We start from the raw sequence: 13428 nt of genomic DNA, 5'->3' as shown, positions 1-13428 counted from the left end.
CATGCGGGAATAATGTGCCGATAAAAAGACGAAGGGCACAACCTCAGTTATGCCCTTCGCTCAATTTAGAAGGCTTTACCGACGAATAAATACAGGGATTTATCACCCATATCGGTCACACCAAAGCCAAGTGCAGCCGGCCCCATGGAAGTATCTGTACCTATGTAAAGGCTAGAAGCATAGATAAGATCTGAGAGTGAGACTTCATCCCGTTCAAACCATACGTTACCCGCCTCTAAACTTAAGCCCAAATAGAGCGGATAATCCGTCATTCCGAGGGCATCGCGACCTAAATCATACTGATAGACAAAGGCACCGAAGAGCTTATGGGCGCCCGTTAACGAGTCCTTGTGATAACCAGAAAGATTTAAGAAACCACCTAAATCCGACAAGTGCAAGGTATTGAGCCCATCGTTATTGTTGGTCGCTATCGAGGCTTTACCCACAAAGGCATGATTGCCAACACTCAGTGCCCCTTTCCAATCGGCCTCAATCTGCACGCTATATTCGTTCTCATTGTTGTCGACGAGATCGTCAAAATCCTCATTGCGCACATACACATTTAAGGTAATTCGGTTACCCGATGTCGGGAAGCTGATACTGTCTAAGCTGTCATAACCCGCTCTTAAGTAGGCGCCGTAGGATTTAAAATCGAAATCCTTAATCAGCCAGGCATCGTTGACGATAACGCCCTTTTCCGCCACTAGGCCAAACTCGATAAATCCTTGTAAAACATAGTTATAGCCAATACCCAGTTCAACTGTGTGGGTCTTCTTGTCGAAAATTAGGGCGCGGTTGTTGTTATCGTACAAGTCCCAATTATGAATATCGTATTGATAACGGGCTCGACTATAAAACTCTTGGTCCCTGTCCAAGGGTTGATAAAACTCGGTCGCAAATAGTTTTTCAAAGCCCAATTTGACTTCGTTACGCCACTCGCCGCCGTTAAAGGTTAAGTCGGTCACGGTATAAGCCATGTCGAAACTGATGGCCGAATCGGTACTAAAGTCATCTTCCCAGTTAAAGCCAAGTAGGAAGTAATTTGGCCCCCAGGATTTCGCACGGGTAGTCACAGTAAGTACCCGGCCTTCTTCGCCTTCCACAAACTCAGCATCCACGCGCTCAAATTTGTTTAAGGCATAAATCCGTTTTAACGCCTCGTTTAGCTCATCTTTAGTCACGGCTTGGCCGGCTTTCAGATCTAAGGTTTCCTTCAATAGGTTCAGACTAACCTTAGATTGGTTATCGAATACGATTTCTTTAATAGGATGCGCCACATCCGCCATTAATAACTTGCCCTTGGCCTTCTTCGCATCCACATAGGCGGCATATTCTTCAGCGCTGACACTCATGCCCTGCAATTTATCTAGCTGGCCGTTGGCGGCTTCTTTCCCTAACGTCAGGGCCAAGGGCATGATGGTAAAGTCTGTGGTGCTTAAGGCATCGATAGCGGGACGGATCAATACGTCTTTCTCTGTTAGTAATTGTTTTTGCTTTTCGGTACTGGCATTGGTCAGGAAGTTCGATAACTGGTCGAGCACCGCAATCGTGCTGTCCAGTTTGTCTTTTTTCACCAGTGGCGAGCCGATATCTACGGCAATGATGATATCCGCGCCCATAGCCTTAACCACATCCACGGGCATATTGTTGGCAATACCACCATCGACTAACAACTTGCCATCGATCTGAGTCGGTTGCAGTGCGCCCGGCACAGTCGCAGACGCCTGCATAGCTTTGACCAAACTGCCGTGGTCGATGACGACGGGCAAACTGGTTTCTAAATCCGTCGCGACCGCACGATAGGGAATCGCTAAGGCATCAAAATCGCCAAATTGCTGTACCAGATCGGTTGATTGGCGTAATAGCTGCGACATGGTTTGCCCACGCAACAATCCACTCGGTGCCCTAACCTCTCCTTCGTTGTAACCTATGTTGAGCGGAATATTGTAACGATCACGTAACTGCTTATCTCGATAACTCAAGACGTTACGCGGAATGGTATCCGAATAACCGCTGTCCCAATCGACCCCCATCATAATGGCTTCGACTTCACTCGCGCTGTAGCCCAAAGAGTACATGCCAGCAACATAGGCACCGATACTGGTACCTGCGATGTAGTCCACGGGAATATGATGTTCTTCTAGGATTTTAAGCACGCCCACGTGCGCAGCACCTTTAGCGCCGCCACCACTGAGTACCAGCCCAACCTTAGGTCGTTCCGCCGCATACAAGGGCGTTAGCAAAAAACATAAAAAGACAGAAGCGAGTATTCGACGCATCATAATGGGCTACTTTTTATTGGATAAAAAATTCAACTTATCTTAACAAATTTATTGATTTAACCGTCAGCGATATTTTATCTGAACCGATGAGTGATTAAGCAATACAAGATAAACACAGTTCGCTATTCCGCAACGAAATAGCGAAGTGAATGCAATAGACAAACGCTCAAAATAACGACCAATATTTCACAAGTAACCCGCATCAGCATGACTTGGAAATAACCCTAAACTTAAGATCCAAGAGTCGTTTTTTGCAGTAAATATCGTTCGAACTCTGTCACCGACATAGGCTTAGCAAAATAATAGCCCTGCACTATATAACAGCCGCGGCTAAAGACCTGTTCCAACTGTTCGACCGTTTCGACCCCTTCGGCCACCACGGTTAATTTCAAGTTGCGGGCCAGCTCGATAATACTGCTAACAATCGCCTGATCCGCAGAGTTAGTCGCGATATCGATTAAGAAGGAGCGATCAATCTTCAAGGTATTCACATCAAAATGACGTAAGTAAGCCAAAGAAGAATAGCCAGTGCCGAAGTCGTCAATAGCCACTTCGATTCCCAATTCTTTAAGCTGAGTCAGATGGCTTTTCGCCGCTTGCACTTCCTTCATCAACACGCCTTCGGTAATTTCTAACCCGAGGGATGAGGTCGGCATTTGGGTATCGGCTAAGATTTTTTTCAAGCCTTCGACAAAATCCGGCTGGCGGAAATGCACCGCTGAAATATTCACCGACAATTTAAAGGGGGCCGCACAACGTTTTACCCACTTAGCACCATCCAAACAGGCGCGGCGGAATACCCAGCGGTCGATTTCAACCACTAAACCACAGGCTTCGGCGACCTTAATAAAAATATCGGGACGGATATAACCTTCCTTCGGATGGCGCCAACGGATTAAGGCCTCCATCCCAATAAACTTATCGCCCCGCAAGATATCGATCTGCGGCTGATAATAAAGCTCAAACTCTTCGCGCTCGATGGCCTTACGTAAATCCGCCTCCAAGCGTAAATGATAAAGCGCTTGGGCATTACGTTCCGACGAATAATATTTAAAGTTGCCGCGCCCCTCTTCCTTGGCGTGGTACATGGCAAGGTCGGCATTTTTAATAAAGGCTTCAGGCTGCACCGCATCGTCGGGCCAAATACTGATCCCGATACTGGTAGAGATATAAAACTCCCGACCAAACAACTTAAATGGCGCCACAATTTGTGCCAGTAACCGCTCGGCAATGTGGTTTATCTCGTTTAAGTTATTGGCGTTTCTTAGCAGGATCACAAATTCATCGCCACCGAAACGACAGAGCAAATGCTCACTACCAATACAAGACTGCAAGCGGTTGGAGGCTTCCACCAGCAAGGCATCACCCATGCTGTGGCCATAGGAGTCGTTTACATGCTTAAAGCGGTCGAGGTCGAGGAATAACAGCGCCAGCTTTTCGCCACTCTGCTGCGCAGTCTGAATCGATTGCAATAAACGGCTGGAAAACAGCGAGCGGTTTGGCAGCCCAGTTAGCACATCATAATTCGCCAGTCGCCTCAGGTCAGCCTCGGTACGCTTCCGCTCGGTGATATCCGAAAAGACAATCACATAGTGCAGTGAGCTATCGTTAGCCGATTGCATCACAGAGACGTTAAGCCACACGGGGCAAATCAGTCCATTCTGCCCCACTAACTCGCGCTCACCCGTCCACGAACTGTCTTGGCCGAGCAACTGATGCACTTCGGTCGAGAGACCATCCTTCATTTGCACAAATTGGGAGAAAGATTGCCCGACGAGATCATGCTGCTCTGAACCAATAATCTGCTGCGCCGCATGGTTTGCGACTCGAATGTTTTCATCCACATCTAAGATCAGCACGCCCTCTGAGGTATTCTCAAAGGCTTGGGCGAGGAGATTGATTTCATCCTCTAGCTGACGCTGCAGGGTAATATCACTGTAGATCCCCGCCACCCGCTCAATCACTTGGGTATGGCGATTGCGCGACACTGGGCGACCTCTCACCCTTAGCCAGCCCCAGTTACCGTCTCGACGTTGATAGCGATACTCGGCCTCAAATCTGTCAATCTCGCCAGCCAACATACTGTTCCACTGCGCGAGGGCCTTATCCCTATCCTCTGGGTGAACGGGGAGTGTCTCGAGGGAAACGACTATCTCATTGGCATGAGTGCCCAGCACCGCGCCTCGGTTATCGAGGTAAAAGCTTTGGGTATCTCTATGCCACTCCCAAAGATCGGAATCACTGCCACGCAGCGACTGGCGCAAACGGTCATCACTCTCGGTCAGTGCTTGGTTCATCGTCATAAAAGTCCGCACCTGGCGCTGACGATACCAAGCGAGGCTCAAGGCGATGATCGAAAACGTTAGCAGTAATACGCCTTTAAAACCCTGAGTCAGCCACCAATGCTGCTCAACATAGAAGGGATAAGCGAAGGGTTTATCCGACCAGATGCCATTCACTTGGCTTAAGATTTCCAACTCATACTCGCCCGCCGCCAGTCCTGCGAGGTTTATCTGCGACTCGCCTTGCAGCAGCACATAGTTATCCTCTTCCCCTTGGTAACGCAGTCGGTATTTAAATTGGATCGGCGAATCATCGAGATAATCGAGGTTAGTGATCTGCAAACTCACCATATTGGCATCGGGTTTGACGACCATCATAGGTTTTGGCAGTAGCGAAACTTCCGTGCTGTTATCGTAATAGACAGACACAGACTCGAGCATCACATGATCGTCGGTAATACGGTTGACTAACTTGTCCACATCGAGGTGCATCACCCCTTCCGGGGTGCCGAGATACAAACCAAACTCGGGCGAATAAAAGTAAGCCCCCTCGTTCAACTCATTGGAAATCAAGCCATCGAGCTGATCGAACATAGCGATGTGGCCAGTCGCGATATCTTGGCGGATCAATGAATCGGCGCAGGCGACTAGATTAGCTTTAGGCGTCTTTTGGATAAAAAACACTGAGCTGCAATTCACTTGCCACAGGGCTGTGAGCGAGACCAGCTCACTGCTATTCAGGTGATACTCGAATAATCCCTTTTCGTAGGAGCCAAACCACATCACCCCGGGTGACATTTCTTCAATATGGCTCACTGTCGGCATGGCACTTAGGCCATTGAATAAGTTTCGTTGATCATGGAACTCATTCGCCTCGTCGATATAGCCGAAGACCCGCTTGCCACCGACCCACAGCTTACCATCGGAGGCACGATACAAGGTTCTAATCGCTGGGCGCTTAGGCTCTGCATCCCCTTTCACGGGCTTATCGATATTAAAGGCTTGCGGCGTTAATAACCCCGGCTCCCAGAAATACAGCCCTGTAGAACTCGCTATCCACACTCGCCCCTTCAATTGAGGATCGGCATAGGTGCGGTAAACCAATTTGTTTTTAAATTCATCTTGGCCATTGATCCACTTTGCAAAACTTTCGCCTTTTAGTGTTTGCCTATCGACCACAAACAAACCACTGGTGCTTGAAACCAGTAATGAATGATCGGCAAACTCACTGATATCGTAAATGCTCTCGTGCGATAACAAGCCTTCAATCTGGATATCTATGGCTTGCTGGGTGTCCTTGGCAATAAACATCACACTCGAAGAACCAAGCCATAACCCCTCCGGTGTGGCAAGCACAGACCAAATCATGGCATCGCTTAGTGCGTAGGGTTTGTCTGCGGTATAGGTCTCTAAGATAAAATCGGGCTGGGATGCCAGCAACGCCAAACCATCACCCGAGCCGCCCACCCACATCAGACCTGACTCATCGAAAAGCATGGCCTTAAGGATTTCCATATTGGCCTGTTTTTTCAGCTCTTCTTGATAGTTTTCTATCTGGTGTGTCTCTGGCGTCCATTTTAATAAGCCAAAACGACTGGCAAACCACAGTGCGCCCTTAGGACCTTCGACGATCACTGTGCTCCAATCGGGCAATTCAGGCACGGGCTCAAGTTGCTGCGAGTTAGTGTCGAGTCGATACACCCCGCGACTCGTCGCTAGCCAAACTCGATTTTTAGAATCCTCAAGCATATCGAGAATACTGCCCATAGACTCAGTCCAAGTGTATCGATGCACTGTCTTGCCCGCATTATCGAGCAGCTGTAACTCAAACTGTCCTGCCAACAGCATCTGTCCATTAGGCAGGGCCAGCAGCTTGCGCCAAGGCAGATCACGATTCACCGGCAGTTGAGTGACTAGAGTGAGTTCAGCTTTAACAGGCGAGTATTGATAAATCTGGCCATTATCGATCAGTAATAACCAGTTTTGTGCGTTCATCCGCGCCGCAGAGACGAGAGCACCACCGGGAAAGTGTGGAAATAAATCGGGGGAGCCAAACAGAATAAATTGGTTATGACTGATATCGTAGAGATACTGTGCTGCGTTAGTGCTCACCAACAGCTTATCTTGCCCAACATTGACTACTGAGTTGAGGAAATCATCAGCAATGCGCGACTCAGTACCCGTTTTATCGATACGTCTGACCTTAGAATTGCTCACACGATATAAGCCCTGCTCGGTCGCCGCCCAGACAAAACCATGGTCATCTAAGGTCAAGCCGCGGATACTGGTGGCGGCTAATCCATCTCTATCGGTGAATACACGTTGCACAAATCCACCAGCCCAAACCATGTTCAGACCAGAGATAAAAAGGATGAAACATGCCAGAAGTGTTTTAGTTATTCTTGTTTGCATTTGATGACTTACTTCATACCATAGTTGTACTGTAGCAGTTCAAAAGCCTCAATTCACCCGCTTGTTCACATTAAAGTTACAATTTTATCAATGCAATAAAAAAGCGCCCTATTGGACGCTTTTTTAAGAAAGGTATCAGCTTACTTTTTCTTTGCCTTTGGGTTTGGCAGGTCAGTAATAGAACCTTCGTAGATTTCAGCCGCTAGACCCACTGACTCGTGCAGCGTTGGGTGAGCGTGGATAGTTAATGCTAAATCTTCAGCATCACAACCCATTTCGATTGCTAGGCCGATTTCGCCTAACAGTTCGCCACCGTTAACACCCACGATAGCACCACCGATTACACGGTGAGTGTCTTTATCGAAAATCAGCTTAGTCATACCTTCGCTGCAATCAGAAGCGATTGCACGGCCAGAGGCAGCCCATGGGAAAGTCGCTGTTTCGTAAGCAATACCTTGCTCTTTCGCTTCTTTCTCAGTTAGACCAACCCAGGCCACTTCAGGGTCTGTGTAAGCGATTGATGGGATCACTTTTGGATCGAAGTAGTGCTTCATACCCGCGATCACTTCGGCCGCTACGTGGCCTTCATGCACGCCTTTGTGAGCCAACATTGGTTGACCAACGATGTCACCGATAGCGTAGATGTGCGGTACGTTAGTACGTAATTGCTTGTCTACGTTGATGAAACCACGCTCATCGATCTTAACGCCTGCTTTTTCAGCGTCGATCAGCTTGCCATTTGGCGTACGGCCGATAGCCACTAACACTGCATCATAACGTACTGGCTCAGTTGGCGCGCTCTTACCTTCCATCGAAACGTAGATACCGTCTTCACGGGCTTCAACCGCAGTCACTTTGGTTTCGAGGATCAGGTTGAATTTCTTCTTGATTTGCTTAGTGAATACGCGAACAACGTCTTTGTCAGCCGCAGGGATCACTTGGTCGAACATTTCAACTACGTCGATTTCACTGCCCAGAGAAGAGTAAACCGTACCCATTTCTAAACCGATGATACCGCCGCCCATGACCAGCAGTTTGCCAGGCACTTCTTTCAGTTCTAATGCGTCGGTCGAATCCCAAATACGTGGGTCTTCATGCGGAATGAATGGCAGTTTGATTGGGCGAGAACCTGCAGCGATGATCGCTTGGTCAAACTTAACAACGGTCACAGTACCGTCTTCAGCAGTCACTTCTAAGCTGTTAGGGCCAGTAAATTTACCGAAGCCATTAACAACGTTTACTTTACGCATTTTAGACATGCCGCCTAAGCCACCAGTCAACTGGCTGATCACTTTTTGCTTGAAGCTGCGTAACTTGTCTAAATCGATTGTTGGCTCGCCGAACACAACACCGTGTGCAGCAACGGCTTTGGCTTCTTCGATGACTTTAGCAACGTGTAACAGGGCTTTAGATGGGATACAACCCACGTTCAGACACACGCCACCTAAAGTGCTAAAACGTTCAACGATAACGGTTTCCAGACCTAAGTCAGCCGCACGGAAGGCAGCAGAATATCCAGCAGGGCCTGCACCTAATACCACTACCTGAGTTTTGATTTCGTTACTCATGTTTTCCTCTAATTCTCATTCAATCCGTTGGAGGAGAGTAATCCTGCCAACCGAAAATGCGCCAGCGCGTAAGGTGGGCGCATTTTAACCTGTGTTTGATACTGATCACAATAAACAAAAGGCCACTCAAGTTGAGCAGCCTTATTTGTTTACAGAATCAAAGTACGAATATCGGACAGAATTCCTGACAGGGTCACGCTAAAGCGTGCAGCCATAGCACCATCGATCACGCGGTGATCGTATGATAACGACAGTGGCAACATCAATTTAGGCTCGAATTCTTTACCATTCCACTTAGGCTTAATTTCAGATTTAGACACACCTAAAATCGCCACGTCTGGGTAGTTAACGATTGGGGTAAATGCAGTACCACCAATGCCACCTAGGCTTGAAATAGTGAAGCAGCTACCCTGCATATCGGCAGACTTCAGCTTACCGTCACGGGCACGGATAGAAATATCGGCTAGCTCACGAGATAACTCGATAATGCCTTTCTTATCCACATCACGTACCACAGGTACCACTAGACCGTTTGGCGTATCAACCGCCACACCGATGTGGTAGTACTTCTTCTGGATCAGTGATTCACCGTCGCTGCTTAAGCTTGAGTTGAACACAGGGAACTGTTGCAGCGTTTTCGCCACAGCTTTCATCATAAAGACCAGCGGAGTGATCTTATAATCGGCTTTCTTCTTCGCCGCCGCGTCGTTCTGCTGCTTACGGAACTCTTCCATTTCGGTGATATCAGCTTCATCGAACTGAGTCACATGAGGAATAGTTACCCAGTTACGGTGCAGGTTTGGACCAGAGATCTTCTGGATACGGCTTAATGGAATCTCTTCCACTTCACCAAACTTGCTGAAATCCACTTTCGGTGCAGCAATCACTTGCAGACCACCACCGTTACCCGCTGCAACTGAAGTTGCTGCTGTCGCCTTAGGACGAGACAGTTCGTACTTCACATACGCCTGTACGTCTTCCTTCATGATGCGACCTTTACGGCCAGAACCCGTCACTTGAGTGAGATCCACACCAAATTCGCGGGCCAAACGGCGAACCGCAGGAGATGCATGCACCACACCGGTTGCCACTGGCGCACCCGCACTTGGGTGATGTGGAACTGGTGGACGGCTAGGAGCGGCTGCAACAGGTGCTGGTGCCGCTTCTTGGGCGACTGGTGCAGGTGTTGCGGCTTGAGCTACTGGCGCTGGCGCACTGCCTGCAGTCACAGTTTCAATCGTCGCGATCACGCTACCTTGAGAAACCTTGTCACCCACTTTAACGGTTAACGACAACAGTTTACCGGCGAATGGCGCAGGTACTTCCATGGTCGCTTTGTCGGTTTCAAGGGTAATTAAGCCTTGGTCAACAGTGATGTCATCGCCCACAGACACAAGCACTTCGATCACATCGACATTGCTCGCATCGCCAATATCTGGCACTTGGATTTCTTTAACCGCAACCACTGGTGCCGCAGCTGCGACTGGAGCAACTGGCGCTGCTGGTGTGACGAAAGATGCCGCTTGAGCAACAGGTGCAGAGGCTGCTGGCGCGCTCGCTTGTGGTGCTGCGGCAGGTGCCGCGCCGCCCACTTCGAGCATGATCACTAATGAGCCCTGAGAAACCTTGTCACCCACAGCCACTTTCACTTCTTTTACCACACCCGCGAATGGCGATGGTACGTCCATGGTCGCTTTGTCGGTTTCTAGCGTGATAAGGCCAGCGTCCACCTCAATCTTATCGCCTGCGGCGACTAAGACTTCGATAACAGACACATCGGTGTCACCACCGATATCCGGCACAGTGACTTCAACCACTTGGGTTGCGCCCGTCGCTGGCGCGGCAGCCACAGGGGCTGGAGCCGCTTGCACTGGAGCAGGTGCTGCTGGCGCAGGAGCGGCAGCTTGAGCAACAGGTGCAGCTTGAACATTAGCCGTACCCGCTGCTTGCATCATCGCAATTAAGGTACCTTCGCTGACTTTGTCACCGACGGCCACTTTCAATTCGGCTAACACACCCGCGAAAGGCGCTGGAATGTCCATGGTCGCCTTGTCGCTTTCAACGGTCAGAATCGACTCTTCCGCTGCTAAGGTATCGCCCACAGAAGCACAGATTTCGATAACCTGTACTTCATCGCCGCCGATATCAGGAACAAAAACTTCTTTTAATTCAGCCATTTTTATTGCCTCTTACGCGTACTGTGGATTGATCTTGTCAGCGTCGATGCCGTATTCCTTGATGGCATTCGCTAACACATCAACAGGCAGCTCTTTACGATCAACCAGTGACTTCAGTGCCGCGATAACGATGAACTTAGCGTCCACTTCGAAGTGGTGACGCAGGTTGTCACGGCTGTCTGAACGACCGAAACCGTCAGTACCTAACACTTTGTAATCGGTTGGCATGTAAGCACGTAACTGCTCGCCGTAGATCTTCATGTAGTCAGTCGCTGCGATTGCAGGCGCATCACTGGAGATCACTTGGCTGATATACGCTTGTTTTGGCGTTTCAGTTGGGTGCAGCATGTTCCAACGCTCAACCGCTTGACCATCGCGAGTCAATTCGTTGAAGCTGGTTACGCTGAATACGTCGGCAGTGATACCGAAGTCTTTTGCCAATGCTTGAGCCGCTTTGCGGGTTTGCTCAAGAATGGTGCCACAGCTCATTAACTGAACTTTGCCTTTACCCGAGCCAGCAACGGTTTCTAACTTGTAGATACCTTTAACGATGCCAACTTCTGCGCCTTCTGGCATGGCTGGTTGCTCGTAGTTTTCGTTCATTGTGGTCAGGTAGTAGAAAATATCTTCTTGGTTCTCGCCGTACATACGACGAATACCATCTTGTACCACAACGGCAATTTCATAACCGTAAGTTGGATCGTAGGTAATACAGTTAGGAATAGTGTTAGCCAGTACGTGGCTGTGACCGTCCTGATGCTGCAGACCTTCACCGTTCAGGGTTGTACGGCCAGAAGTACCACCGACTAAGAAGCCACGTGCACGCATATCACCTGCTGCCCAAGCCATGTCGCCAATACGTTGGAAACCGAACATTGAGTAGTAGATGTAGAATGGGATCATTGGCACATCGTTCACTGAGTAGCTAGTCGCAGCCGATACCCAAGATGACATAGCACCTAATTCGTTAATACCTTCCTGCAATACTTGGCCTGACTTATCTTCACGGTAGTAAGCCACTTGGTCAGAGTCTTGCGGAACGTATTTTTGGCCTTCGTGAGCATAAATACCCACTTGACGGAACAGACCTTCCATACCGAAAGTACGCGCTTCGTCAGGAATAATTGGCACGATGTTTTTGCCAATCTTCTTGTCTTTTAACAGTGCCGTCAGTACGCGAACAAACGCCATGGTAGACGAAATTTCACGACCGTTAGAACCCTGCAGAATCGAGTCGAAAATCTTCAGTGATGGCACTTCCAGCTCTTCGCTGAACTTCTCGCGACGTTGTGGCACGCTGCCATGCAGCTCGGCACGACGGCTCATCATGTACTTCACTTCTTCCGAATCTGGACCTGGGTGGTAGAACGGTAGATCTTCTAATTGATCGTCTGGAATCGGGATATTGAAACGATCGCGGAAGTAACGGATAGACTCGATACCCATTTTCTTCACGTTGTGGGCAATGTTCTTACCTTCACCCGCATCACCTAGGCCGTAACCTTTAACGGTTTTCGCTAGGATCACAGTTGGACGACCTTTAGTCTTACGCGCATGGTCTAATGCCGCGTACACTTTAACTGGGTCATGACCACCACGGTTTAAGCGCCAAATGTCATCATCTGACATGTTCGCCACCATTTCGGCGGTTTCTGGGTATTTGCCGAAGAAGTGTTCGCGAGTATAAGCGCCACCTTTGGCTTTACAGTTTTGGTATTCACCGTCAACGGTTTCTTCCATTAACTGCAGTAACTTACCGCTGGTATCGCGGGCTAATAATGGATCCCAGTAACGACCCCAAATCACTTTCACCACTTCCCAGCCAGCGCCGCGGAATTCGCCTTCCAGTTCTTGGATGATCTTACCGTTGCCGCGTACTGGGCCGTCCAGACGTTGCAGGTTACAGTTGATGATGAAGACTAAATTGTCTAATTCTTCACGGGCAGCTAAACCGATAGCACCTAAGGCTTCTGGCTCGTCACACTCACCGTCACCTAAGAAGCAGTAAACGGTTTGATCAGAACAATCTTTCAGACCACGGTCAGTCAGGTATTTTAAAAAGCGAGCTTGGTAAATCGCTTGGATTGGACCCAGACCCATAGAAACAGTTGGGAATTGCCAGTAGTCAGGCATCAACTTAGGGTGCGGATAAGAAGATAAACCTTTGCCATCCACTTCTTGACGGAAGTTAGCCAGTTGGTCTTCAGTTAAACGACCTTCCAAGAATGAACGGGCGTAGATACCTGGAGCGATATGGCCTTGGAAATACACTAAGTCGCCGCCGTCTTTCTCGTTTGGCGCGCGGAAGAAGTGGTTGAAGCACACGTCATAAATGGTTGCGCTCGACGCGAAACTCGAAATATGGCCGCCTAACTCTAAATCTTTCTTAGAACCACGTAGCACCATAGCTAAGGCGTTCCAACGGATGATGGCGCGAATGCGACGTTCCATCTCTTGGTTGCCAGGCATGTGCGGCTCTTGACCCGCTGGAATGGTGTTCAAATAGGCCGTGGTCGCAGTGTAAGGCAAGTGCGTGCCATTGCGACGGGCTTTATCGATCAGTTTCTCTAATAAGAAATGGGCGCGTTCAGGGCCTTCCTGTTCTAATACAGCTTGCAGGGCGTCAACCCATTCCTGAGTCTCTAACGGATCTAAGTCTTGTAGCATATCTTCAGACATGACACTGTCCTTCTCTATATACATGATG

General features: G+C 49.0%; 5 protein-coding genes. All 5 read right to left on the bottom strand.

Translation table 11 applies throughout. The features are described 5' to 3' along the window. Nucleotides 1-65 precede the first annotated feature (65 nt). The 5 genes from K0H59_RS02205 to aceE all read right to left on the bottom strand — a co-directional run bounded on the left by K0H59_RS02205 (nt 66) and on the right by aceE (nt 13400). The gene (locus tag K0H59_RS02205) at nt 66-2282 is read right to left on the bottom strand and encodes a patatin-like phospholipase family protein (protein ID WP_220054518.1); all 2217 of its coding nucleotides are present in this window, start codon (nt 2280-2282) and stop codon (nt 66-68) included. A gap of 230 nt (nt 2283-2512) precedes the next feature. Further along, nucleotides 2513-6976, bottom strand: coding sequence for an EAL domain-containing protein (locus K0H59_RS02200; RefSeq protein WP_220054517.1), 4464 nt, complete (start codon nt 6974-6976; stop codon nt 2513-2515). 140 nt (nt 6977-7116) lie between these two features. Continuing rightward, nucleotides 7117-8544 carry a dihydrolipoyl dehydrogenase gene (gene lpdA / locus K0H59_RS02195; protein ID WP_011715641.1) on the bottom strand — a complete coding sequence of 476 codons (1428 nt, stop codon included), beginning with the start codon at nt 8542-8544 and terminating at the stop codon, nt 7117-7119. A gap of 149 nt (nt 8545-8693) precedes the next feature. Further along, on the bottom strand, nt 8694-10721 hold the full coding sequence (aceF, locus tag K0H59_RS02190; RefSeq protein ID WP_220054516.1) for a dihydrolipoyllysine-residue acetyltransferase: 2028 nt from the start codon (nt 10719-10721) through the stop codon (nt 8694-8696). A 12-nt stretch (nt 10722-10733) separates the two neighbouring features. After that, nucleotides 10734-13400, bottom strand: a complete 2667-nt coding sequence (aceE, locus tag K0H59_RS02185; protein ID WP_088211906.1) for a pyruvate dehydrogenase (acetyl-transferring), homodimeric type — start codon at nt 13398-13400, stop codon at nt 10734-10736. Between the last annotated feature and the right edge of the window lie 28 nt (nt 13401-13428).

The organism is Shewanella sp. FJAT-51649 (assembly GCF_019457435.1).
Taxonomy (GTDB): Bacteria; Pseudomonadota; Gammaproteobacteria; order Enterobacterales; family Shewanellaceae; genus Shewanella; species Shewanella mangrovisoli.
The sequence above is the reverse complement of the archived record's forward strand: the minus strand, read 5'-3'. Positions and strand labels throughout refer to the sequence as shown.

Coding starts and splice junctions, on each gene's coding strand:
- K0H59_RS02205 (WP_220054518.1), bottom strand. CDS start 2,282: ATGATGCGTCGAATACTCGCTTCTGTCTTTTTATGTTTTTTGCTAACG.
- K0H59_RS02200 (WP_220054517.1), bottom strand. CDS start 6,976: ATGCAAACAAGAATAACTAAAACACTTCTGGCATGTTTCATCCTTTTT.
- lpdA (WP_011715641.1), bottom strand. CDS start 8,544: ATGAGTAACGAAATCAAAACTCAGGTAGTGGTATTAGGTGCAGGCCCT.
- aceF (WP_220054516.1), bottom strand. CDS start 10,721: ATGGCTGAATTAAAAGAAGTTTTTGTTCCTGATATCGGCGGCGATGAA.
- aceE (WP_088211906.1), bottom strand. CDS start 13,400: ATGTCTGAAGATATGCTACAAGACTTAGATCCGTTAGAGACTCAGGAA.